This window comes from Azospirillum sp. UENF 312511 (genome assembly GCF_058780635.1).
In genome coordinates, this window is record NZ_JBSNCG010000005.1 from 24,736 (window position 1) to 48,888 (window position 24,153).

Annotated in this window: 20 protein-coding genes and 3 riboswitches; of the genes, 13 read left to right on the top strand and 7 right to left on the bottom strand. The window is 66.7% G+C overall.

All coding sequences use genetic code 11. The features are described 5' to 3' along the window. Positions 1–62 precede the first annotated feature (62 nt). Complete coding sequence (locus ACWPN7_RS28535; protein WP_200775804.1) at positions 63–1,217, top strand: hypothetical protein; 1,155 nt, start codon at positions 63–65, stop codon at positions 1,215–1,217. Positions 1,218–1,341: 124 nt separating this feature from the next. Here the strand turns inward: ACWPN7_RS28535 and ACWPN7_RS28540 are convergent, their stop codons facing one another. After that, positions 1,342–1,746, bottom strand: coding sequence for a Ros/MucR family transcriptional regulator (locus ACWPN7_RS28540; RefSeq protein ID WP_200528939.1), 405 nt, complete (start codon positions 1,744–1,746; stop codon positions 1,342–1,344). 147 nt (positions 1,747–1,893) lie between these two features. Then, positions 1,894–2,277, bottom strand: coding sequence for a response regulator (locus ACWPN7_RS28545; RefSeq protein ID WP_492273537.1), 384 nt, complete (start codon positions 2,275–2,277; stop codon positions 1,894–1,896). Positions 2,278–2,594: 317 nt separating this feature from the next. Between ACWPN7_RS28545 and ACWPN7_RS28550 the strand changes: the two genes are divergently transcribed. Continuing rightward, complete coding sequence (locus ACWPN7_RS28550; protein ID WP_200775805.1) at positions 2,595–2,873, top strand: helix-turn-helix domain-containing protein; 279 nt, start codon at positions 2,595–2,597, stop codon at positions 2,871–2,873. A 350-nt stretch (positions 2,874–3,223) separates the two neighbouring features. Then, complete coding sequence (locus ACWPN7_RS28555; protein ID WP_247891774.1) at positions 3,224–4,186, top strand: DUF3891 family protein; 963 nt, start codon at positions 3,224–3,226, stop codon at positions 4,184–4,186. A 27-nt stretch (positions 4,187–4,213) separates the two neighbouring features. Here the strand turns inward: ACWPN7_RS28555 and ACWPN7_RS28560 are convergent, their stop codons facing one another. After that, positions 4,214–4,597, bottom strand: coding sequence for a bleomycin resistance protein (locus ACWPN7_RS28560; protein ID WP_051658163.1), 384 nt, complete (start codon positions 4,595–4,597; stop codon positions 4,214–4,216). A gap of 182 nt (positions 4,598–4,779) precedes the next feature. Beyond that, the gene (locus ACWPN7_RS28565; protein ID WP_200775806.1) at positions 4,780–5,763 is read right to left on the bottom strand and encodes a Kelch repeat-containing protein; all 984 of its coding nucleotides are present in this window, start codon (positions 5,761–5,763) and stop codon (positions 4,780–4,782) included. A 402-nt stretch (positions 5,764–6,165) separates the two neighbouring features. Here ACWPN7_RS28565 and ACWPN7_RS28570 point away from each other — a divergent pair, with 402 nt between their 5' ends. From ACWPN7_RS28570 to metF, 3 genes are all read left to right on the top strand, one after another. Continuing rightward, positions 6,166–6,537 carry an acyl-CoA thioesterase gene (locus tag ACWPN7_RS28570; protein ID WP_200775807.1) on the top strand — a complete coding sequence of 124 codons (372 nt, stop codon included), beginning with the start codon at positions 6,166–6,168 and terminating at the stop codon, positions 6,535–6,537. A gap of 198 nt (positions 6,538–6,735) precedes the next feature. Continuing rightward, positions 6,736–6,956: riboswitch (cobalamin riboswitch) on the top strand. 326 nt (positions 6,957–7,282) lie between these two features. After that, positions 7,283–7,663, top strand: a complete 381-nt coding sequence (locus ACWPN7_RS28575; protein ID WP_247887874.1) for a dihydroneopterin aldolase — start codon at positions 7,283–7,285, stop codon at positions 7,661–7,663. Further along, positions 7,660–8,544, top strand: coding sequence for a methylenetetrahydrofolate reductase [NAD(P)H] (metF, locus tag ACWPN7_RS28580; RefSeq protein WP_456525948.1), 885 nt, complete (start codon positions 7,660–7,662; stop codon positions 8,542–8,544). Before ACWPN7_RS28575 ends, metF begins: the two co-directional genes overlap by 4 nt. A gap of 18 nt (positions 8,545–8,562) precedes the next feature. Here the strand turns inward: metF and scpA are convergent, their stop codons facing one another. Together scpA and ACWPN7_RS28590 are read right to left on the bottom strand one after the other, a co-directional pair. Continuing rightward, a complete protein-coding gene (scpA, locus tag ACWPN7_RS28585) occupies positions 8,563–10,761 on the bottom strand; it encodes a methylmalonyl-CoA mutase (protein ID WP_459198080.1) in 2,199 nt (732 codons plus the stop codon). Positions 10,762–10,772: 11 nt separating this feature from the next. Next, on the bottom strand, positions 10,773–12,800 hold the full coding sequence (locus ACWPN7_RS28590) for a methylmalonyl-CoA mutase family protein (RefSeq protein ID WP_200775809.1): 2,028 nt from the start codon (positions 12,798–12,800) through the stop codon (positions 10,773–10,775). A 175-nt stretch (positions 12,801–12,975) separates the two neighbouring features. Beyond that, a riboswitch (cobalamin riboswitch) is annotated at positions 12,976–13,226 on the top strand. A 167-nt stretch (positions 13,227–13,393) separates the two neighbouring features. Between ACWPN7_RS28590 and ACWPN7_RS28595 the strand changes: the two genes are divergently transcribed. Then, positions 13,394–13,717: a hypothetical protein gene (locus ACWPN7_RS28595; RefSeq protein WP_040133950.1), complete on the top strand. Its 324-nt coding sequence runs from the start codon at positions 13,394–13,396 to the stop codon at positions 13,715–13,717. Between the two features lie 21 nt (positions 13,718–13,738). On the opposite strand, the gene ACWPN7_RS28600 is transcribed toward ACWPN7_RS28595, so the two are convergent. Further along, on the bottom strand, positions 13,739–14,668 hold the full coding sequence (locus tag ACWPN7_RS28600; protein ID WP_247881697.1) for a LysR family transcriptional regulator: 930 nt from the start codon (positions 14,666–14,668) through the stop codon (positions 13,739–13,741). 102 nt (positions 14,669–14,770) lie between these two features. On the opposite strand from ACWPN7_RS28600, the gene metE reads away from it, so the two are divergent. The 6 genes from metE (at position 14,771) to prpC (ending at position 24,146) form a co-directional block, all read left to right on the top strand. After that, positions 14,771–17,083, top strand: coding sequence for a 5-methyltetrahydropteroyltriglutamate--homocysteine S-methyltransferase (gene metE / locus ACWPN7_RS28605; RefSeq protein ID WP_492273538.1), 2,313 nt, complete (start codon positions 14,771–14,773; stop codon positions 17,081–17,083). A gap of 200 nt (positions 17,084–17,283) precedes the next feature. Continuing rightward, a complete protein-coding gene (locus ACWPN7_RS28610) occupies positions 17,284–18,717 on the top strand; it encodes a short-chain fatty acyl-CoA regulator family protein (RefSeq protein ID WP_149651440.1) in 1,434 nt (477 codons plus the stop codon). A 15-nt stretch (positions 18,718–18,732) separates the two neighbouring features. Then, on the top strand, positions 18,733–19,245 hold the full coding sequence (locus ACWPN7_RS28615; RefSeq protein ID WP_247891716.1) for a hypothetical protein: 513 nt from the start codon (positions 18,733–18,735) through the stop codon (positions 19,243–19,245). A 113-nt stretch (positions 19,246–19,358) separates the two neighbouring features. Next, positions 19,359–19,606, top strand: a riboswitch (cobalamin riboswitch). 110 nt (positions 19,607–19,716) lie between these two features. Continuing rightward, the gene (locus ACWPN7_RS28620) at positions 19,717–21,636 is read left to right on the top strand and encodes a ribonucleoside-diphosphate reductase subunit alpha (RefSeq protein WP_200775447.1); all 1,920 of its coding nucleotides are present in this window, start codon (positions 19,717–19,719) and stop codon (positions 21,634–21,636) included. Between the two features lie 53 nt (positions 21,637–21,689). Then, positions 21,690–22,781, top strand: a complete 1,092-nt coding sequence (locus tag ACWPN7_RS28625) for a ribonucleotide-diphosphate reductase subunit beta (RefSeq protein ID WP_200775448.1) — start codon at positions 21,690–21,692, stop codon at positions 22,779–22,781. Positions 22,782–22,976: 195 nt separating this feature from the next. Beyond that, on the top strand, positions 22,977–24,146 hold the full coding sequence (prpC, locus tag ACWPN7_RS28630; RefSeq protein WP_176025429.1) for a bifunctional 2-methylcitrate synthase/citrate synthase: 1,170 nt from the start codon (positions 22,977–22,979) through the stop codon (positions 24,144–24,146). The last annotated feature ends 7 nt before the right edge of the window (positions 24,147–24,153 follow it).

Here is a 24,153-nt window from a genome sequence, read left to right on the forward strand (position 1 = left end):
CTTGCCCATCCCGAGCGAAAGCCTGTGCCCTCTGGCGAGTGCGAAAGAGGAGCCTTGTGCGTATGCGACGTCACTTTGAAGCAATCTCACCGATCCTGGAGCAAATCTTATACGGAGGTTCCAGCGTATCGCTGAACCTGCTGTCCATTACCCAAAGCCTGCCGGAAGAGGCCCATCTCTTCCGGACGCATGCTCTGAACCATGTCATCCTGTTCAAGTACCCGAATTTCGACGAAAGCCAGGGCGACGGGCACGATTTCCTGAATTGCGACGCTGGGAACGCGCTCAGCAAGCGTCCGGTCGAAACCGGCATTTACATCCCCCATGACGGCCGTCAATGGGAGACCGGTGGGGTCGCCATCTATCTGAGGTCCCGCAACAGCACCGTTCTATTGGAGGAGCACTTCGGTCCCGAAGCGGTGGAACAGGAAAGTGTCCATAATGACCTTAGCCTTCTATCCCTGATCGACAACATTCCATCTCTGGATGCCTTTCTGCTGAAGACTTACTTCGAAGCGAAGAAAATTCGGCTCGATCAACGTTATTGGCAGATTGCCGCAGAGGAAGAGGCCCAGTTGCGTCGGCTGATCAGCCGGCGAGTGGAGCCAATCGTGCGCAAGGCCGTCAACGATGGTATCGGCAGCGAGGCAATCGTTGCTCGGTTTCTCGACGCCATCTGGAATCCCGACATGGAAGAGGCCGGGCATTTCGTATCGGCCTTCGGCATCGATCACTCCGAAGCCGACGCAATCTTCAGCGCCTGGAAGGGGATCACCTTCTATGAATACCAACTCCGCCGCATCGCTCCGCGGGTCCGCACCATCATCACATGGTTGAGATCCCGGGAATGCGTGCCGGCTGACTTGAAAATGCACCGTCCCTACGATGAGCATTTGCTGATGCACATTGACCGGGTGGGGCATATGCTCAACGCCACTCTGCTGGATATCCGCCACATTCTGGGCGAGTACGAGAAGAGCTTCAAGGCGCTGATGAATGGGTCACCGTCACTGTTCCGCGAGTTCCTGCGCACAATCCATGCGCATTACTGGCTTCTGGGCTATTGCGTGTCGGCGCTGATCAGCGTGGTGCATCTGGACAATCGTTGCATGAAGAATTTGCCGTCCCGCCACGTCGATTTCGAGACGTTGAGCCGCCTGCTGCGCCAATTCGATGTCGCTCTGGACCGGCGTCGGGAGCAGAAGTCAGCATTTTGAGTGTTCAGCGCCATGACGACGTCGAGCGATCGCCGACAACGCTTCTGAGACAGGGAGTTCCCGATGGGGCTGTGCAGCCCAAGCCGGAACCCGAGACGGAGATCCGACAAGCGGGCGGCGCCCCTTACGGTGCGTTCCGTAATCTCCGCCCGGTTCGACCGAGTCCCCTCGCCTTGGCGAGCGCGGAGCAGGACGCCGCGTGGTTTGGAGCGGTCATCGGGTAGTTGTCCGGCAGTTTCCATCGCGTCCGGTACTCCTCCGGCGACAGGCCATAGACGGTTCGTAGATGGCGCTTCAGCATCTTCAGCCTCCGGCCGTCTTCGAGACAGACGATATAGTCGGGAGTCACCGAGCGGCGGATCGGCACCGCTGGCTCCCGTACGAGGTTAGGCGGTTTCGCAGGCGTGCCAAGGGTCGTCAGGGCCCGGTGCACGGCTGCGATCAGCGGCGGCACCTCCTCGACACCGACACGGTGGTTTCGGACGTAGGCGGCCACAATCCTGGTGGCCTGCTCGAGAACATCGGTCATGGCACAGAGCACTCGGCGTTGATGTTGCATACTATTGTATGCAATCGTTGCTGGCCGGTCAAAATCCATATTCCTTAAATGGCTTTTTGACCCTTTCGTGACGTTGCCGGGCACAAGGGCCGCTTCCACCCACGCGCTTGAGCGCTGTCACGAAAAGCCAAGCACGGTCTGGATGGCCGCGATGACCGGCGGGGAACTCACCGGTTTGGCCAGGATGACGATGCCGGCTTCCGTTGCGTCGCGCAGTTCGTCGAGGGCAGTGTCGTCCGGGGCGCCGGTCATCATGACCACCGGCAGCGCGGGGCGCGTTGCCCGTAACCGCCGGATCAGTTCCCGTCCGTCGAGGCGGGGCATCTGGAAATCGGTCATCAGCACGTCGACGGGGCCCTGGGCCTGGAGTGCGAGCGCCTGCACGCCGTCGTGGGCGAGCGTGACGTGGTAGCCAGCTTCCTCCAGGATGGCGCGCAGCGCCCAGGCGACCAGCACGTCGTCCTCTGCGATGAGGACGTGGATGGGCGTGTCCTTGGTCATGGCTGATGTCCTCATTGCCCCTCGGGATGTGCCGGTTCGTACCGGCCGCGCGCCGACGATCACTGCTTCTCTTCGATCCAGGCCGGCCGTGTCCTCCATACCGTTGTCGGTTCATTTCCAGGCGTTTGCCGCCACGTGAGGATGGGCGATGCCGGTGGCGGGGTGGGGCGGGTATGCGGTCCCTCCATCACCACTCTGTGGCCGGGAAAAGGCGGTGGACCATTTCGGCTCGGGAGTGTATCCCCATCGGCATTGCAATGCGACTATAATAGTCGTCTTGGTGGCGCCGGACGCGCGCTTCGGGAATGTGATCATCGATGATCACACCCAGGCAAATACGGGCGGCGCGGGCGCTCCTCGGCTGGACGCAGGAAATGCTGGCGGACACGGCTCTGGTCGCCTTGACCGCCCTGAAGCGGCTTGAATCGGACCGACTTGACGTGCGCGACACGACGCGCGACGCCGTGCGCAAGGCGTTGGAGGAGCATGGCGTCATCTTTCTGTCGTCGGCCCGCGGCCTCGGCGTCATGCTGGTCGATCAGCCGGAAGACACGCCCGCTGCGCCGCTGGAAACGTCCGGGCAGAAGCGCGGCTGACCGCCCGTCGCCCGGCCTTTCCATTTCCCGTCTCCGTTGACCCCTTAAGGCTTCCTCCGTGCGGGCGCCTCTGCCGCTGCACGGCGGATCGGGGCGCCGGCTCCGGGCTGGGCAGAAGGCTCCTTGGACCCCGCAGCCCGCGGCACTTGAGTGGGGGCGCTGGTTCAATCCCTGGCATTTGCTCAAACCGGTCGACAGCATTCCGCTCGTCGAAGCCGAAAGCGCGCTGCCACGCTCAAGCAGAAGACGTTGGCTTGGTGGCCTGACCCAAGCCAAGTGAGGGTCATGTGTGGACGGCCCCTCTGGCGCAAGAGGGAAATTCGTGGTGACTGGCCGAGAAGGATACATCTATGTGTCTGGCCTGTTGTTGCAGCCGCTGGCTGCTGGCCTTGAGCGGGACGAGCGTTTCATCCATTCGGTCGACCGGCACGCCAGCATCCACCGAGACGATCCCCGGCAGCATCCGTTTACACGGCAAGGTCGCCGGCCTCGGGCTCGACCATGAGCTGGAGGAATTGATCATGCTGTTTCGTGATGTCGGCAAAGATGTGATCGCCATCCCGCAGCCGAGCCATGCCTGGCTGTCAGGCCAGTTGCTCCGCGCCTGGGGCAACGGGATCTTCGCTCCGGTCGTACCCTACGAGGAGGTCTGCCTCGGGGCGGAGCTGCATGACATCGGCTGGCTGTCCTGGGAAGCCGCCCCGACGCTGAACCCCCAGACCGCCCGCCCACACAGCTTCCAGGAACTCGGCGCCGCCATCCATACGAGCCTTTGGACGGAGGGTGTGCGCCGCGCGCTCGCGTTCGGGCGTTATCCGGCCCTTCTCGTCTCGCTGCACGCCGACACCATCTACGGCAGCCTTTTCAACTTCGCCAAAGCGCCGCCGGAGGATGCTGCGCTGGTTCGCCGCTTCCTGGACGACCAGCACCGCTTCCAAAGCGCCTGCGTCGAGGCGATGACGGACAACCCCCGTTATGCGACGATCCTCTCCCCGCAGGCGATCGAGCGCAACCGATTGCTCGTCGCTGCGGTGGACCGCATGTCTTTGCAGATCGGATGGGGTCTCACCAGCGAAGCGTGCATTCCCAATGTCCCGACCATTGGCGAGGCCCGGACGGAAATCCGCCTCCACTCACTGTCTGGCGACCCGGCGGAACTGGTCGTCGATCCCTGGCCCTTCGCTGCCGACCATGTCGAGGTGGTCTGCGAGGGACGGCTCCTGCGCGGCCGTTTCACCGACGAGCGAGCGATGCGTCAGGCGCTGGATAGTGCGGAGACCGTCACCATCCCAACGGTGTTGAGGCACCCGTAACGCCGATTCCCCGCTCGGGCTGGAGCCTTATGGAGTGTTCGGCGTGATGGGTGCGCCGACCCGCAACAGGTTGCCGTCCGGATCGATGTGGGCAAACTCGCGCAGGCCATAGGGCGTGGCGGCGATCGCGGTCAGGCGGCCATCGACTTCGGCGGCCTGCCATGCCGCATGCAACGCGTCAACGTCGTCGACGTAGAGATAGCAGGCCGCAACCGAGCGTGCTGGGTCCAGGTCGGGAACCCGCGCCAGGTGGAGGCTCACGCTGCCCCAGGCAAGAAACCCGTAAATGGGATCGGCGGCCGCTTCCTCGTAAGCGGTCGCCTCGAAACCAAGACGCCGGTAGTGGGCGAGCGCCGCACGGACATCCCGGACTGGCAAAATCGGTGCTACCCTCGCGAACTGAACAGCCATTGCCCTTTTCCCTCCAGTCTCCAACCACAGTCCATGATGCAGAAGCAGCGCGGCGGACCACAAGCTTGAGGAGGCTGATCGGTAGGGGTTCGAAAGCGGCATTGTGGCGAAAGGAGAACTTGGCGCTTCGCTTCCGTTCGTTCGTCGATTGGCGGGTGCCCGCACAGGGCGGTGCTGCAACATCACCCCAATGTGAAGGCTTCGTGCACGGCGGATTGGACGGAGCCGCCGAGGACCGCACCACCACCCGCTACATGGATCCAGTCGCCGATCGTCACGGCTCCAACCGCATGGCGCGGCGTCGGCATCGGCGCATGGTGTTGCCAGCTGTCGCTGCCCGGATCATAGCTTTCCATCTGCCCGAACACTTTTGCCTGCCGCGGTACCCCGCCGTTGAGAATTCCGCCTTCTCCCCCCATGGCGAAGAGGCGGTCACGGTAAACGACAAGCCCATGGCCCGACCGGGCCGTCGGCAACGGCGCCCGCATCTCCCATGTGTCCCGATCCGGGAGGTAAACGTGGTGCAGATCGGTGTTGTACTCGAACGTGTTGAAGCGGCCGCCAACGACGTGGATCGCGCCGGCATGAACAACGCACCCGACATGATCGCGCGCCCCCGGGAGCGGTTTGCGGGCCGACCAGCGATCGGTCTTTGGGTCATAGACTTCGTGCCAACCGACGCTCGCCCGTTCGCTGGCCGGCTCCGATGCGCCACCGATCAGATGAATGGCGCCATCGAGTACCACAGCCGCCGCCGCACCGCGGGGGCGTGGCAGTGGCGCAATGGGGGTCCAGGCGTTGGTGGTCACATCGTAGGCGTAGGCGTTCGTATCGGACCGCCGGTTTTGCTCGATGAACCCGCCAAGCGCGTAGACGCGGCCGGCTTCTGCGGCGACCGCGACATGGTTGGCGCCACGCGGCAAGGCAGCGCCCTCATACCAGAGGTCGGCCACCGGGGTATAGATGTGGTGGTAGGCACGATTGACGGCACCTTCGCCATAGCCGCCCACGACATGCATCCGTGCCGCACTGACGGTGGCCCAGGCCATTTCGCTGCGCGGGATTGGAAGCGCGGCGCGGCTGACCCAACGACCTGGCGGGCCGGCGGGAGCTGGACTGTCGAAGACACGTTGCGCTTCCTGATCCGGCGTCAGATGGTGCGGCATGCCACCTTGGAGGCGAGCATAGGGGTCTGCGGCGGGCCGCAACTCCGGCAAGGGCGATTGCGCGTGTGACAATGGCACCCGGACAGCACCAAGCGCCAAAGCTCCAGCACTTGCGCCAAGGAATGTCCTGCGATCCATGTGACCTCGCTTTCTGCCTGTGTTGTCATGATGACCCCGGTTTCGCCATGGAGGCCCACCGCTTTGCACTGTTCGCAGATTTGCAGGATCATCGTTCCTGATTTCAGCCGTTTTAGCCATCGACCAGAACGCCCATCCATATAACGTGCGCGTCCAACACCTTGGAGCGCGTGGTTGCAGGCGGATGCACACATGAACACCATCCCTCCCACCGCAGAAAGCCAGTTTCCCTTTCCAAACGGACGGGAAACCCGCTGCCTTGAGATGATTTTCCCCGAGCAGGCCAACCATTACGGCACGCTGTTCGGAGGCACGGCCCTCAGCCTCATGGGAAAGGCCGCCTTCATCACCGCCAGCCGCGCCGCCCGCCATGCGGTCGTGATGGCCTCCTCAGAGCGGATCACATTCCACACCCCCGTCATGGTCGGCCAACTGGCCGACTTGGTCGGACGGGTCGACACGGTCGGGAAACGGTCGATGACCGTCCATGTCTCCCTCGTCGCCGAGACTTTGGCGTCCGGGGAGCGCCGGCTGGCTGCCGAGGGATGGTTCGTCCTGGTCGCCGTCGACGGTCAGGGGCGGCCGGTTCCAGTCCCGGCCTTCCAAGACATCCAGCACGGCACGCAGCAGGGATGATCCGGAAAGCCCCCGGCGCGACGACTGGGAAAGACGAGGGTGGACACCGTGAAGCCTTGAGGCCTCCGACCGAAGCCAGCCGCAGGAAGTCCGGATGCGCTTGATGCCGTTATCGTCGCAACAACGGTGACGCTCGGCGTATAGAAACATAAAGGTGTCTTTATGTCTCTCTTGACAGGATTGCGGCGTTGCGGTTGGATCGCGACGTCATGGTTCTGCCGGTTCCGCTCGGGGCCGGGAGCTAAGAGGGAAGCCGGTGCCGCCAGATCCGATGGCCAGTCCGGCGCTGCCCCCGCAACTGTAAGCGGAGAGTCGTTTCGTCGCCTCAGCGCCACTGGTGCCTCGTTGGGCACCGGGAAGGCCGGACGGAATGGTGCCGACCCGCGAGCCAGGAGACCTGCCGTGACCGTTCGTTCGTCCTCGGGCGGGGTGTCCCGGTGGTCGCGTGGGCCGTGTCCAGCGTCTGTCGCTGGTCTCCTCTCGTGCGCCCGCCTGGTTTCCGTTCCCGGACGTCCTTATTACGACACCGATCCGCTGGCCGAGCGCTTGGCCGGACAGGGGAGAACCATGTCGATCGTCTTCTGCAGGCTCGGTTCCCCGTGCATGGGACCACGCCGCGACGTGAGCCGAGAGCGGCGTTGGGCATCCGTCGGGCCTGGACGAACGACACCGCCAAGGCCGCCTGCCGGCCTTCGATCACCCTTCCGCTTGTGGAGAACCCGTCTTGGCTGGCTGCGGCACCTATGTGATCACCGTCCGGGGGTTTGTCGCCCCTTTCCAAATCGGGGTTTACGCCCACGAACGTGGCCGCCGTCAGCGCTTGCGCATCGATGTGCGGCTGGTCGTCGAACGCGGCCGACCGCGTTTCCCCGACGACGTGGCGACCGTCCTGTCCTACGAAGGGTTGGTCCTGGCGTTGGAGAAGCTGGCCGACGGGCCGCACACCCAGCTCTTGGAATGCCTGGCGGACCGCATCGGCGACCTCTGCCTTGCCGACCAGCGCGTCGTCGAGGCCGAGGTGTCCATCGAGAAGCCCAACGTGCTCCCGCAGATCGATTCGGCCGGGGTAACCATCACCTACCGGCGGGACGACGCCGTTCAAGCCGCGCCGGGAGCGCTGTCATGACCGCCTCTCTGTCCGCACCGCCGTCGATCAGCTTCGAATTCATTCCGTCGAAGACGGAGAGGATGGAGCAGGGCCTGTGGCAGTCGATCCGGCGGCTGGCCCCATTGGCTCCAATCTTCATGTCGGTGACCCACGGGGCCGGCGGTTCGACCCGCGAACGCACCCACGCCACCGTCTGCCGAATCCAGGACGAGACCGGCCTTCCGGCGGCAGTGCATGTCACCTGCGTCGGCGCGACGCGGGACGAGATCGACGCCATCGCCCACAGCTACTGGAATGCCGGCATCCGCCATCTGGTGGCACTGCGCGGTGACCCGTCGGACATGCCCGGCGGCAGCGGGCGTTGCGAACCGTCTCCCGGCGGCTACGCCTACGCCGCCAATCTGGTGGCGGGAATGAGGCGCATCGCCGATTTCGAGATCTCGGTCGCCGCCTATCCAGAGTCCCACCCGGAAGCGCCAAGCGCGCAGTTCGACCTGGACAACCTGAAGCGCAAGGTGGACGCTGGGGCGACTCGTGCCATCACCCACTTCTTCTTCGACAACGACGTTTATTTCCGTTTTCTCGACCGCTGCGCCGCGGCGGGCATCCATGTGCCGGTGATTCCCGGCATCCTGCCGATCACCAACGTCGCCCGTGCCGTGGAATTTGCTGCCAAATGCGGCGCCTCGATGCCGGCCAGGCTGGTCGAAACCTTCGAAGGGTTGGACGACGACCCCGAGACCCGCAGGCTCGTCGCCGCGACGGTGGCGGCGGAGCAGTGTCAGGCCCTTCAGGCTCAGGGCGTCCGGGATTTCCACTTCCACACCCTGAACCGTTCCGACATCACCCTCGCCACCTGCCACATGCTGGGGATAAGGGCCGCGGTTCCGGCACCGTGATCGCCACACGCGCCACGGCTACGCCGCCTTCGGCGCGTAGCCGTGGCGCTCGTTGAGGATGCGCAGCAGGTCTACCGCCGCCTCGCTGATGACGGTGCCCGGCGGGAAGATCGCCGTGGCGCCGGCGGCGTAGAGCGCGTCGTAATCCTGCGGCGGCACCACGCCGCCGACCACGATCAGGATGTCGCCGGCCCCGTGACGCTCCAGCTCCGCCTTCAACTGCGGCACCAGCGTCAGATGGCCTGCCGCCAGCGAGCTGACGCCGACGATGTGGCAGTCGTTCTCCACCGCCTGCCGCGCGGCCTCCTCCGGCGTCTGGAACAGCGGCCCGACGTCCACGTCGAAGCCCAAGTCGGCGAAGGCGGTGGCGATCACCTTCTGGCCGCGGTCGTGGCCGTCCTGGCCCATCTTCGCCACCATAATGCGCGGGCGGCGGCCATCCCGCTCGGCGAACTCCGCCACCAGCGCCCGCACCCTGGCGATGGCGTCGGACTGCCGCCCCACCTCGCCGGCGTAGATGCCGGTGATGGTGCGGATCTCGGCCTTGTGACGGCCATACACCTTTTCCAGCGCGTCGGAGATCTCGCCGACCGTGGCGCGGGCGCGGATGGCGTCCACCGACAGGGCCAGCAGGTTGCCGTCGCCGGCGGCCGCCGCGTTGGTCAAGGCCTCCAGCGTCTGGCGGCAGCGGATGGGATCGCGCTCGGCGCGCAGCCGTTCGAGCTGGGCGATCTGCTGGGCGCGGACGGCGGAGTTGTCCACCTTCAGCACCTCGATGGCCTCCTCCTGCTCCAGCCGGTACTTGTTGACGCCGACGACGGTCTGGCGGCCGGAATCGATGCGGGCCTGGGTGCGGGCGGCGGCCTCCTCGACGCGCATTTTGGGGATGCCGGTCTCGATCGCCTTCGCCATGCCGCCGGTCTCCTCGACCTCGCGGATGTGGCCCCAGGCGCGGGCGGCCAGTTCGCGGGTCAGCCGCTCGACGTAATAGCTGCCGCCCCAGGGGTCGATCACCCGGCAGGTACCGCTCTCCTGCTGGAGGAAAAGCTGGGTGTTGCGGGCGATGCGCGCGGAGAAGTCGGTCGGCAGCGCCAGGGCCTCGTCGAGCGCGTTGGTGTGAAGCGACTGGGTGTGGCCCTGCGTGGAGGCCATCGCCTCGATGCAGGTGCGCGTCACGTTGTTGAAGACGTCCTGCGCCGTCAGGCTCCAGCCCGAGGTCTGGGAATGGGTGCGCAGCGACAGCGACTTGTCGCTCTTCGGGGCGAACTCCTTGATCAGCTTGGCCCACAGCATGCGGCCGGCGCGCATTTTGGCGACTTCCATGAAGAAGTTCATGCCGATCGCCCAGAAGAAGGACAGGCGCGGCGCGAACTGGTCGATGGTCAGCCCGGCGGCCAGCCCGGCACGCGCGTACTCCACGCCGTCGGCCAGCGTGTAGGCCAGTTCCAGGTCGGCGGTCGCCCCCGCCTCCTGCAGGTGATAGCCGGAGATTGAGATCGAGTTGAACTTCGGCATGTGCTGCGAGGTGAAGGCGAAGATGTCGGAGATGATCCGCATCGAGGGCTTGGGCGGGTAGATGTAGGTGTTGCGGACCATGAACTCCTTGAGGATGTCGTTCTGGATGGTGCCGCTCAACTTGTCGGCGGTCACCCCCTGCTCCTCGGCGGCGACGATGTAGCCGGCCAGCACCGGCAGCACCGCGCCGTTCATCGTCATCGACACCGACATCTGGTCGAGCGGGATGCCGTCGAACAGCGTCTTCATGTCCAGGATGGAGTCGATGGCGACCCCCGCCATACCGACGTCGCCGGTGACGCGCGGGTGGTCGCTGTCGTAGCCGCGGTGGGTGGCGAGATCGAAGGCGACCGACAAGCCCTTCTGCCCGGCCGCGAGGTTGCGCCGGTAGAAGGCGTTGGATTCCTGCGCGGTCGAGAAACCGGCGTACTGCCGCACCGTCCAGGGCTTGTCGACGTACATCGTCGGGTAGGGGCCGCGCAGGAAGGGCGCCATCCCCGGCATGGTCGCCAGATGGTCGAGCCCGTCGAGGTCGGCCGCCGTGTAGAGCGGTTTGACGTCCAGCATCTCCGGCGTGCGCCACAGCGCTGTGGCCGGATCGGCCCCGGTTTCCGCCGCGAAACGGCGGCTCCAGTCGGCGGAAGAGGCACCGGGAGCGGCGGCGTCCAGGGGCAGCGTGGCGAAGTCCGGCAGACTGGTCATCGCGCTTTTCATCACAAGGGCACTCCCAAACGGGCCAGGGTCGCGCGCAGGACCGAGAGAACGTCGCAGCCGACCGACACGAATTCGTCGATGCCGGCGGCCGTGAGATCGGCGCGGCGGTCGCCGGGGTTTCCGGCCAGGAACAGGTGCTCGACACCCGCCGCCTTCAATGCCTGGGCGAAGGGTGCGGCGTGGGCCTCGTAGAGCGCGTCGGAGCCGCACAGCACGGCGATGCGCGCTCCGGAGACACGGAAGGCCGCGGCCACGGCTTCGGCGTCGGGGAAGCCGTTGTTGCCGAGCGCCTGGATGCCGCCGGCCTCGAAGAGGTTCTTGGCGTAGGTGGCGCGCGCCGTGTGCTGGGCGACCGGCCCGATGTTGGCGAGGAAGACCGACGGCCACGATCCCTGGGTCCGCTTGTGGCGGTCGGCGGCGTCGCGCAGGGCCTCGAAGGATTCGTGCAGGCGGTGGCGGGGCAGCGGCTCGACGCGGGCCGGGGTGCCCCGCGCCAGGGCCGCCGTCAGTCCGGTCCGCGTCGCCCCGCCGGTGGCGGCCTCCACGAGATCGTCCAGCGACCCGGAGCCGACCGCCGCCGGTGCCACGGCAGCGTCGTCATGGCCGCGCGGTACGGGGGACGGGCGGACGACCGCCTGTTCGAGGAGGTTGGGAAACTCGCTGACGCCGGTCAGCGGGTCCTTGCGGCGGGCGATGTTGGCTTCCCGCTGCGCCCAGGACCCGGCGATGGCGCGGGCGAGGCTGCCATCGGCCAGCACGGCGGCGATGCCGCCCCGCCGCTCGATGTCCTGGAAGTCCGCCCAAGCGGCCTGGGCCAGTTGCTCGGTCAGCGTTTCGACGTACCAGGAGCCGCCGGCCGGATCGGCGACGCGGGCCAGCGAGGATTCCTCCTTCAGCAGGATCTGGCTGTTGCGGGCGATGCGGCGGGCGAAGTCGTCGGATTCGCCCAGCGCCGCGTCGAAGGGCAGCACCGCCACCGCGTCGGCCCCGCCGACCCCGGCGGCGAAGCCGGCCACCGTGGTGCGCAGCATGTTCACCCAGGGATCGCGCCGCGCCATGATGCGCCGCGCCGTGCGGGCGGTCAGGTGCATGGCGCGGGCCGACTCCGAGGCGCCCGACGCCTCGGCGATGCGCCCCCACAGGCGCCGCGCGGCGCGCAGCTTGGCGATGGAGAGGAATTGGTCGCAGCCGACGGATAGGGTGAAGGCGATCTGCCGGCAGGCGGTGTCGATGTCCAGCCCGGCAGCGGTCAGGGCGCGCAGATAGGCGACCCCGGTCGCCATGGCGGCGGCGAGGTCCTGGCTTTCGGTCGCCCCGGCGTCGTGCCAGGGGGAACTGTCCACCCCGACGGCGGTGACGTGAGGGAAATTGCGGGCGGTCCAGGCGGCCAAGGCCGCCGTGTCGGCGAGCGCCGCCTCCAGACTGCCCGGCAGGGCGTCGGCCGCGGCCAGAGTCCCGATGGGATCGGCGTTGAAGGCGCCCCGCGCCTTGTCCGGCATCACCGAGCGGCGGCGCCACAGGGCGGCGAGCAGCGCCGCGCCGGCCACTGCGTCGCCTCCCGCCTCCAGCGACAGTGGCACCATCTCCGGATAGACGTTGGCCAGCGTGCGGTCGAGATCGTCCAGCCGGTCGATGGCGATGCCGGGGCTGTCCGGCCTGTCGAGGCGCAGCCGGATGGCGGTGGCGCCGCGCAGCAGATCGGTCAGGATGGCGGCGTTCGCCGCCTTGGGATCGGAGACGTCGTGTTCGGTCAGGATGTCCCAGCCGTCCGGTCCGGCGCCTCTGGCATGGCCGCCGCGGGTGAACGGGGCGAAGCCCGGCAAACCGGACGGATCGCCCGCGGCCGGCCAGTCTTCCGCCGTATAGAGGGGCTGCACGGCGATGCCTTCGTACAGCCGGGTGACCAACCGCTTCTCGAAGGGGGCGCCCTTCAGCCCCTTGTCGACGAGAACCCGCCATTGCTCGCGCGTGGCCGGAGGGAATTCGGTGGCGAAGATCGTCTCGGCATCGTCCCGGCGGTCGTCCATGCTGGCGAGATTCCTTCCCATCCGTGTTCCGAACATTTGCAAGATACGCCGAACGACCCGTGGGAATCAGGCGGAAATTGGCAAAATTTGGCGAAGGGCTGCGGGCAATCTTGCGAATTTTGCAAAAGGGACTTGCCGTGGCGCTCGCGCTTGACGCCGCCGGGTGCACCCTCTTACCGTTCCCGCTGGATACGGTCCCCGTTCGCCCCAGGGCGTCCGGGGCTAAGAGGGAAGACGGTGAACCGTTCGCCTCGCCATGAGGATGACGGCGAAGCCGGCGCTGCCCCCGCAACTGTGAGCGGAGAGTGGGTCCGCCGTTTCAGCGCCACTGGTGCCCATCCCGGTTCGGGACGACGGCACCGGGAAGGCCGGACGGTCCCGCGACGACCCGTGAGCCAGGAGACCTGCCGGATCTGTCGAACGCGAGTCGGGCGGGGTGTCCCGGCGGGTGCGGCGTCGCCGGAGGTCTCCCGTGCCGCGTCGGCGTCCGTCCCATCCTTGCCCTTTGGGAGCGAGGGGTGCCACCGCCGATGTCCGTCCAACCAACGCCCGTTCCACCCAATCTCATCCGTCTGGCGTTCCGACGCCGTCCGGTGACGCCGACCCCCGCCGACCGGTCGGCACCCTTTGTCCTGACGGCGACGGAGGGACGCTGGTCCCTGCGGGGAACCAGGGAGCCGCTGGACGCCGCCGGGCTGGTCGCGGCGGCCGACACCCTGCGGGAGATCGCCCGCGCCCTGGTCGAGCAGGCGCATGCGGAAGCCGGCCAACCGGCGAACCGCTGCGTCGCCGAATTCGTGCTGCACCAGGACGGCGGCATCGACCATTGGCTGGCGCCGGGCGGGGATGCGGACGAGCGCCGCACCATTGCGCTCGGCCTGCGCAACGCCATCGGCAGCTTGCGGATGGGTGGCTGACCGGCGCGGCTTCGCCTGCCGCTACAACTGGGCGGTTCCACCGTCGCGATGGGCAAGCGCCAGATCGATGAAACCCCGCAGATAGCCGATGTCGGCGTCCGCCTCGCGGAAGCCCAGGAAAATCTGCTTGGCGACACCGTCCCGGCCCAGGCGCACCGGGCTCACGTCGAACTTGGCGCCATACTCCTCGACCAGCCAGCGCGGCAGGGCGGCGACGCCACGGCCGTGGGCCACCATCAGCAGCATGATGTCGGTCGTCTCGATCGGCTTGTGCTGCCTCGGGCTGATCCCGGCCGGCATCAGGAACTGGGTGTAGATGTCGAGACGGTCGGGCGCCACCGGGTAGGTGATCAGGACTTCGTCCGCCATCTGCTGCGGTTCGACGAAGGCGGCATGGCGCAGACGGTGCCCCGGCCCGACCACCAGAACCTGTTCGTAGTCGAACACCGGCTCGAAGCACAGTCCGGGCTTGAACAGCGGATCCGGTGTCACCAGCATGTCGATGTCGTGGCCGAACAGGGCCCCGATGCCGCCGAACTGAAACTTCTGCCGGACGTCCACGTCGACCTTCGGCCAAGCATCGACGTAGGGAGCGACGATCTTCAGGAGCCACTGATAGCAGGGATGGCATTCCATCCCGATGCGCAGGGTCCCGCGCCCGCCCTGGGCGAACTGCTGGAGGCGTTCTTCAGCATGGGCCAGTTGCGGCAGCAAGCGGTTGGCGACCGCCAGCAGCCATTCCCCGGCCTGGGTCGGCCGCAAGCGGCGGCCTTCGCGGTGCCACACATCCACGCCGAGCTGCTCTTCCAGCTTGCGGATGGCGTGGCTCAGCGCCGGTTGGGTCAGGTTCAAATGGCTGGCCGCCGCCGTCAGCGAGCCGTGACGATCAACCTCGCGGATGATCGAGAGATGGATGCGCTCCAGGATCGCCATACCGTCCACCTCATCCATGAATGAAATTTATCGAACGATAAAATCATACCATTTTTCATTCATGTTCTGAACTCCGTATGGTCCGCGCCGATCCCTCTTTTCAAGGCGCCCCCCATGGCAATGACCCACACCCTCGGATTCCCCCGCATCGGCGCCAAGCGCGAGTTGAAGTTCGCCTTGGAGGCTTATTGGAAGGGGGCGTCCTCCCGCGACGAGCTGGTCCGCGTCGGCGCTGACCTCCGCAAGCGCCACTGGCGGGACCAGGGCGCGCTCGACCTCGTTCCCGTGGGCGATTTCGCCTTCTACGATCAGGTGCTCGACATGAGCTTCACGCTCGGCAACCTGCCGGAGCGCGTGAAGGGCTTCCATGGCGATGCCCTGGACAATTACTTCCGCGTGGCGCGCGGCCGTTCGGCCGAGACCGCCGCCCATAGTGCCGAAGAGCACGGCGGATGCTGCAGTGGCGTCGCTGCCGGCGAGATGACCAAGTGGTTCGACACCAACTACCACTACATCGTCCCCGAGTTCGACGCCGAAACCCAGTTCAACCTCGACGCCTCCCGTCTGCTGCAGCAACTCGCTGAAGCCAAGGAGCAGGGTGTCAAGGCCAAGCCGGTGATCATCGGCCCGGTCACCTACCTCGCGCTGGGCAAGGCCAAGGACGGTTCGGACAAGCTGGCTCTGCTGCCCCGCCTGCTGCCCGTCTACGCCGAACTGCTGCAGGCCCTGGCCGATCAGGGCGTCGAGTGGGTGCAGATCGACGAACCCATCCTGGTGACCGAGCTGGAAGCGGCGTGGCGGGACGCCTTCACCCAGGCCTATCGGGATCTCGGTACCGGCGCGGTCAAGCTGCTGCTGGCGACCTATTTCGGCCAGCTCCAGGAGAATTTGCCACTGGTCTGCTCCCTACCGGTGCAGGGCCTCCATCTCGACGCCATCAACGCCCGCGACGAGGTCGATGCCCTGATCCAGGCCCTCCCGACCGACCGCGTCGTGTCGCTGGGCGTCGTCAACGGCCGGAACATCTGGAAGACCGACCTACACGCAACGCTCGACTGGCTGGAGCCGGTGGCCGAGAGGCTCGGTGAGCGGCTGTGGATCGCACCGTCCTGCTCGCTGCTGCACGTGCCGGTCGACCTCGCCGGCGAGCGCAAGCTGGATGAGGAGGTCCGCTCATGGCTGGCCTTTGCGGTGCAGAAGCTGGAGGAGATCCGGGTTCTGGCGACCGCGCTGACCCCGGGATGGGATAGGGGCCGTGCCGCCGTCGCGGCCGAGTTGGAGGCCAACCGCACCGCCATCGAAGCGCGCCGCCATTCGCCGCGGGTCAACAACCCGGCGGTGAAGGCGGCGGTTGCCGCCATCGACGCCCAGCTCGGACGGCGCAAGAGCGCCTTCGCCGAGCGCGCCGCCAAGCAGGCCGCCCGCCTGAATCTGCCGACGTTCCCGACCACCACCATCGGCTCCTTCCCGCAGACCAAGGAGATCCGTCAGGCGCGCAGCCAGTTCAAGGCCGGGACGATCGACGCGGTGGCCTACACCGAGGCGATGCGCGGCGAGATCGCGCGGAGCGTGCGCGAGCAGGAGGCGCTGGGCCTCGACGTGCTGGTTCACGGTGAGGCCGAGCGCAACGACATGGTCGAGTATTTCGGCGAGCAGCTCGATGGCTACGTCTTCAGCCAGTCGGGCTGGGTGCAGTCCTATGGCTCGCGCTGCGTGAAGCCGCCGATCCTGTTCGGCGACATCAGCCGCCCCAAGGCGATGACCGTGGACTGGATCACCTACGCCGCCTCGCTGACGGACAAGCCGATGAAGGGCATGCTCACCGGCCCGGTGACCATCCTCAACTGGTCCTTCGTGCGCGACGACCAGCCGCGTTCGGAATCCTGCCGCCAGCTGGCGCTCGCCATCCGGGAGGAGGTGCTGGACCTGGAGAAGGCCGGCGTCGGCGTGATCCAGATCGACGAGGCCGCCCTTCGTGAAGGTCTGCCGCTGCGCAGGTCCCAGTGGCAGGCGTATCTGGACTGGGCGGTGGAGTCGTTCCGCATCACCGCCAACGGGGTGGCGGACGAGACGCAGATCCACACCCACATGTGCTATTCGGAGTTCAACGACATCATCGCGTCGATCGCGGCGATGGACGCTGACGTCATCACCATCGAGACCTCACGGTCGGACATGGAACTGCTCGACGCCTTCGACGACTTCAAGTACCCGAACGAGATCGGTCCCGGCGTCTACGACATCCACTCGCCGAACATCCCGACCGAAGGGCACATCGTCGATCTGATGAAGAAGGCGGCCGAGCGCATTCCCGCCGAGCGGCTGTGGGTCAATCCGGACTGCGGTCTCAAGACCCGCCAGTGGGCCGAGGTGCTGCCGGCCCTGACCAACATGGTCAGTGCGGCCAGGACCCTGCGCGCCACCATCGCCTGACGTGGTCCGCACGGGGGCAAGGGGCCGGACGCCGCTTGCCCCCGTGTCTTTGCACCCTGAAGCTGCTGATGGCGGAACTTGCCTGGTAGCCGCGTCCTTTGCAATATACGCAGACCGCTTGTTTGGATGACCGCTGACATTGCCAAGATTAGCAAGGTGTTTTCAGTGAGTCGGCGAATTTTGCAAATGGGATTCCTGGTATGGCCAAGGCGTTCATGGGGGTGCGGCTGCAGCGGCTGCGCGAGGAGCGGGGGCTGACCCAGACAGCCCTGGCCCGCATCCTGGAGATTTCGCCGAGCTATCTGAACCAGCTCGAACGCAACCAGCGGCCTCTGACGGTGCCGCTGCTGCTGCGGATCAACGCCGCCTTCGGCATCGACGTCCAGATCTTCTCGGAGGACGAGGAAGCCCGGCTGGTCGCCGATCTGCGCGAGGCGCTGTCGGAGGCCGGAACCGGCGAGACCATCGCCATGGCCGAGATCAAGGCGCTCGCCACCAACATGCCGGCGGTCGGCCGGGCGCTGGTGGCGCTGCACCGGCGCGGGCGCGGGCTCGCGGAACGGCTGGATGCGCTCGCCTCGGGGATCGTCCCAGCCGGGCCGGACAGCGGGCTGCCGCCGCCGATGCCCTACGAAGAGGTGCGCGACTTCTTCTACCGCCATCACAACCACATCACCGCGCTGGACGACGCGGCGGAACGGCTGTTCGGCGAGGCCGGTTTGGAGATCGGGGCGGTGGACCGCGGGCTGGAACGGCTGCTGGCGGACCGCCACGGCATCCGCACGCTGGTGACCGACGACACGGCCATGCCGGAGGGCGCGCTGCGCCAGTATGACGGCGATGCCCGGACGTTGCGGATCGCCCGGTCGCTGGAGCCTGGCCGCCGCGCCTTCCAGATGGCGACCCAGCTCGCCTTCCACCAGGAACCGGCCCTCCTGCTCCGGCTGGTCGAGGAGGGACGCTTCTCCGGCCCGCAGGCCCGCTCGCTCGCCCGCATCGGGCTTGCCAACTATTACGCCGGCGCCGTGGTCATGCCCTACCGCGCCTTTCAGGAGACGGCGGAGGCCGTGGCCTACGACATTGAGTTGCTGGGACAGCGCTTCGGCACCGGCTTCGAGACCGTCTGCCACCGGCTGAGCACCCTCCAGCGGCCGGGGATGCCGGGCGTTCCCTTCTTCTTCGTCCGGGTCGATCGCGCCGGCAACATGTCGAAGCGCCAGTCCGCCACCAGCTTCCACTTTTCCCGTGTCGGCGGAACCTGCCCGCTGTGGAACGTCTACGAGGCCTTCTCGACGCCCGGTCGTCTGCTGACCCAGTTGGCGCGGATGCCGGACGGGCGGGCCTATCTGTGGATCGCCCGCACGGTGGTCCATGGCCGCAGCGGTTACGGCGCGCCGTCGAAGAGCTTCGCGATCGGACTCGGTTGCGACATCCAGCACGCCGGCCGGCTGATCTATTCCCGTGGGCTGGCGCTGGGCGATCCCGACGCCGCCACGCCGATCGGGGCCGGTTGCAAGGTCTGTGAGCGTCCATCCTGCCCGCAACGCGCCTTTCCGCCGATCGGACGCACCGTGACGGTTGACGAAAGCCTCAGCCGGTTCGAACCTTATCCGGTGGCCCAGCCTCCGGTTTGATCGAGGACCCGCAGCATGGTTGCCGATGGCGCCGGCGTTTGGGAAAGTCGTTTTCTGGACATCCATCTTTGCGGGCGGACGGTGGCGGTGTCTCATCAGCGTTGCCTGGAGGAATGCTTCGGCCTGAGGGCGCGTGAACGGGAGTTGCGCCGGCGCATCCGTTCGGCGCTGAAGCGGCTTGGACCGCTCGAAGGACCGGCGCACGCCCACGTCCTGACGCTTGCGCCAAAGCCCGAGGCCGTGGCGACCGTTCCGGCAGCCCTGGCCGGCCTTGACGGTGCGATCGAGCGGATCGCGAAACGCCCTTTCTCTCCCCGTCAGATCGAGGAGGCGTTGGGCATCACCGCCCGGGAACGGTTGCGTTGGACAAAGGACGGGCGGCTGCCGCAATCGGGGTCGGCAACCATCATGAGGGGGCAGCGGATTACCCTCAGCACTTACGCGGTGGACACGGTCGCCAAGCTGGCGGGTGACGCCTCCATCATCGACGATTGGCGGCGAACCGACCGGGTCGGCTGCCTCGGCTGAGGCTGCGCCGGAGCGGGCGGTGACCCATGGCGGTGGCTTGCCCAACCTCCGCGCCGGCCCTGAGGAGGTAGCCCCCGCCATCCGTATGGCTTGACAGACTGCGGGCTTCCCGCTACTTCATCTTGCGTTACGGTTCTCTGGATATCCAATATCTAGGGCTAAGAGGGAAGCCGGTGCGTCGCCACCCCGAACGGGGGATCGCGGCAAAGCCGGCGCTGCCCCCGCAACTGTGAGCGGAGAGCGGCTTCGTCGTTTCAGCGTCACTGGTGCCCATCCCGGTTCGGGACGACGGCACCGGGAAGGCCGGACGGAGCCGCCGTGACCCGTGAGCCAGGAGACCTGCCGTAACCGAATGAACGTCCACGGGCGGGGTGTCCCGGTGGTGCGCTTGCCCCCGCGCGGCGTTCCCGTCCGCGTTTGCGCAAGTCGTGCTCCCGTGCCTTCCCGCCGCACAAGAACAAGGGATCACGGATGCCGGCGCTCGCTCAAGACCTTGCCCAGGACTTCGCCAACGGCTTCGACCGTCACGGAAACCTGCTGACGCTGCCCCGGCGGACGCCCGAGCGGTCCGGCGGCCGTGCCCCGGCGGAGCGCTGGACGCCGCCCGATTCCTCCGTCATCCGCATCGACCGCAGCCGGGACGCCCTGCTGACCGCCTTTGGCAAGGCGACGCTGGACGACCGTTACCTGTTGCCGGGGGAAAGCTATCAGGACCTGTTCGCCCGCGTCGCCGCGGCCTATGCCGACGACGCGGCGCACGCCCAGCGCCTGTACGACGCGATTTCCCGCCTGTGGTTCATGCCGGCCACGCCGGTTCTCAGCAACGGCGGCACCACGCGCGGCCTGCCGATCTCCTGCTTCCTCAACGCGGTGTCCGATTCGCTCGACGGGATCGTCGACATCTGGAACGAGAACGTCCGGCTGGCCTCCAACGGTGGTGGCATCGGCACCTATTGGGGCGGGGTGCGCTCCATCGGCGAGCCGGTGAAGGGCTGCGGCAGCACGTCTGGCATCATTCCCTTCATCCGCGTGATGGACAGCCTGACGCTGGCGATCAGCCAGGGCTCGTTGCGGCGCGGCTCTGCCGCCGTCTACCTCGACATCCACCACCCGGAGATCGAGGAATTCCTGGAGATCCGCAAGTCGTCGGGCGACTTCAACCGCAAGAGCCTGAACCTGCACCACGCCGTCATCGTCACCGACGCTTTCATGCAGGCGGTGCGCGACGACAGGCCCTTCGCGCTGATCAGCCCCAAGACCGGCGCCGTCCTGAAGCACGTCAACGCCCGTCAGGTCTGGCAGAAGATCCTGGAAGCCCGCATGCAGACCGGCGAGCCGTACCTGCTGTTCGGCGACACGGTGAACCGCGCCCTGCCCAAGCACCAGCGCGACCTCGGCCTGCGCGTCTCCACCTCCAACCTGTGCAGCGAGATCACCCTGCCGACCGGCAAGGACCATCTGGGCAAGGAGCGCACGGCGGTGTGCTGCCTCGCCTCGATGAACCTGGAGACCTGGGATGAGTGGAACGGCGAGGCGGGGCTGGTCGAGGACGTGCTGCGCTTCCTCGACAACGTGCTAACCCGCTTCATCGAGGAGGCGCCCGAGGGGATGGAGAACGCCGTCTATTCGGCGATGCGCGAACGCTCGGTCGGGCTGGGGGTGATGGGTTTCCACTCCTTCCTCCAGGCGCGCGGCATTCCCTTCGAGAGCGCCATGGCCAAGGTGTGGAACCTGCGCTTCTTCCGCAAGATCCGCCGCGACGCCGACGCCGCCTCGGTCCTGCTGGCCGAGGAGCGCGGCGCCTGCCCGGACGCCGCCGAGCGCGGGATCAAGGCGCGCTTCAGCCACAAGCTGGCGATCGCGCCGACCGCCTCCATCAGCATCATCTGCGGCGGCACCAGCGCCTGCATCGAGCCGATCCCGGCCAACGTCTACACCCACAAGACGCTGTCCGGCTCGATCAGCGTGCGCAACCCGCATCTGGAAAGGCTGCTGGCCGCCAAGGGCGCCGACCGGCCGGAGGTCTGGCAGTCGATCATCGAGCATGAGGGCTCGGTCCAGCATCTTGACCTGCTGAGCGACGATGAGAAGTCGGTCTTCCGCACCGCCTTCGAGATCGACCAGCGCTGGATCATCGAGTTCGCCGCCGACCGCACCCCCTTCATCTGCCAGAGCCAGTCGATCAACCTCTACCTCGCGGGCGACATCGACAAGTGGGACCTGCACATGCTGCACTGGACCGCCTGGGAGAAGGGCCTGAAGAGCCTCTACTATTGCCGCTCCAAGTCGGTGCAGCGCGCCGCCTTCGCCGGCAAGGACCGGGTGACGGGCATGACGGAGATGCAGGCAACGTCGCGCACCGATTACGAGGAATGCCTCGCCTGCCAGTGATCGCCGGCCTTCCCGACCGCCGCCCGTCCCCCCGCCATCACGGACCCGTTCGCATGAGCTCGCTTCTCCACATCAACCCGGTCAGCCTGATCGGCACCGGCCGCGTCGGCCTGTTGCAGGGCTCGGTCGCCTACAACGTCTCGCGCTACCCCTGGGCCTACGCCTACTGGAAGAAGCAGCAGCAGGTCCACTGGATGGGCGAGGAGGTGCCGCTGGGCGAGGACATCAAGGACTGGACCTCCGACCGCGTCACCAACGGCGAGCGCAACCTGCTGACCCAGATCTTCCGCTTCTTCACCCAGAGCGACGTGGAGGTCAGCGACAATTACCTGAAGCGCTACATGCCGATCTTCCAGCCGCTGGAAGTGCAGATGATGATGGCCGCCTTCACCAACATGGAGACGGTGCACATCGACGCCTACGCCCTGCTGCTGACCACCATCGGGATGCCGGAGACCGAGTTCGCCGCCTTCCGCGACTATGCGGAGATGCGCGACAAGGCCGACTACATGCACAGCTTCGGCGTCGGCACGGTGGCCGACGTGTCGCGCACCCTGGCGATGTTCGGCGCCTTCACCGAAGGGATGGCCCTGTTCGCCAGCTTCGCCATGCTGCTGAACTTCCCGCGCCACAACAAGATGAAGGGGATGGGCCAGATCGTCACCTGGTCGGTGCGCGACGAGAGCCTGCACTGCGAGGGCATCATCCGGCTGTTCCACGAATGGAACCGCGAGACTGGCGCCATGACACCCGCGGTGCGCGACGACATCCTGGACGTCTGCCGCACCATGGTCAGGCTGGAGGAGCGCTTCATCGACCTGGCCTTCGGCCTGGGTGCGGTGGAGGGCATGACGCCGGAGGACATCCGCGCCTATGTCCACTACATCGCCGATTGGCGGCTGACGCAATTGCGCCTGCCGACCCTCTACGGCTATTTCAAGCCGGTGGATGGCGGCTACGAACCGGTGAAGCCGCACCCGCTGCCCTGGCTGGTGGAGATCCTGAACGGGGTCGAGCACGCCAACTTCTTCGAGCAGCGCGCCACCGAATATTCCAAGGGTGCGACCAGCGGCCAGTGGGACGGGGCGGATGGCGTCTGGGCCGCCTTCGACCGTCTGCAAGCGCCCGGCACGGCGACGCCCTGAAGTCGGTGGAGCGCGCCGACATCCGGACGCGGTCTTCGCAAATTTTGCCAATTTGCAAGTTCCCCTCGGCAAATCTCCACCTTTTCAGCCATTCCCGGCGCGGGGTTCCGTTCCGATGATGCGCGTGTCGGTAGACGACGGGTCGGACAGGCCTGCCGTCCGCCGACAGGCAGATCTCGAACAGGGAACCACCCGATGTCCATGACCGCGCCCGAGACGGCAGCGCTTCCCCCCTTCAAGCCCAAGAAATCCGTGGCCCTTTCGGGTGTCACCGCCGGCAACACCGCGCTCTGCACCGTCGGCAAGTCCGGCAACGATCTGCATTACCGGGGTTACGACATCCTCGACATCGCCGAGCGCTGCGAGTTCGAGGAGGTGGCGTATCTGCTGGTGCATGGCAAGTTGCCGACCTTCGCCGAGTTGAAGGCCTACAAGGCCAAGCTCAAATCGCTGCGCGGCCTGCCGACCAACGTCAAACAGGCGCTGGAATGCCTGCCGGCCTCGGCCCACCCGATGGACGTGATGCGTACCGGCGTGTCGGCGCTGGGCTGCGCGCTGCCGGAAAAGGACGATCACAACGTCCCCGGCGCCCGCGACATCGCCGACCGCCTGATGGCCTCGCTGGGCTCCATGCTGCTCTACTGGTACCACTGGTCGAGCAACGGCCGGCGCATCGAGGTCGAAACCGACGACGAGTCCATCGGAGCCCACTTCCTGCATCTGCTGCACGGCCGCAAGCCGTCGGCGCTGTGGGAGCGGGCCATGCACACCTCGCTGATCCTCTACGCCGAGCACGAGTTCAACGCCTCGACCTTCACCGGGCGGGTCATCGCCGGCACGGGTTCCGACCTGTACTCGGCGATCACCGGCGCCATCGGCGCCTTGCGCGGGCCGAAACACGGCGGCGCCAACGAGGTCGCCTTCGAGATCCAGAAGCGCTACGACACCCCCGACGAGGCGGAGGCCGACATCCGCCGCCGTGTCGAGAGCAAGGAGGTGGTGATCGGCTTCGGCCACCCGGTCTACACCGTTTCCGATCCGCGCAACGACGTCATCAAGGGCGTCGCCCACAAGCTGTCGGTGGACGCCGGGTCGACCCGGATGTTCGACATCGCCGCCCGGCTCGAAGCCGTAATGTGGGACGTCAAGCGGATGTTCCCCAACCTCGATTGGTTCAGCGCCGTCAGCTATCACATGATGGGTGTGCCGACGGCCATGTTCACGCCGTTGTTCGTCATCGCCCGCACGTCGGGCTGGGCCGCCCACATCATCGAACAGCGCATCGACAACAAGATCATCCGCCCCAGCGCCAACTATGTCGGGCCGGACGATCGCGTTTTCGTGGCCATCGACCAGCGCCAGTGAGGACGCG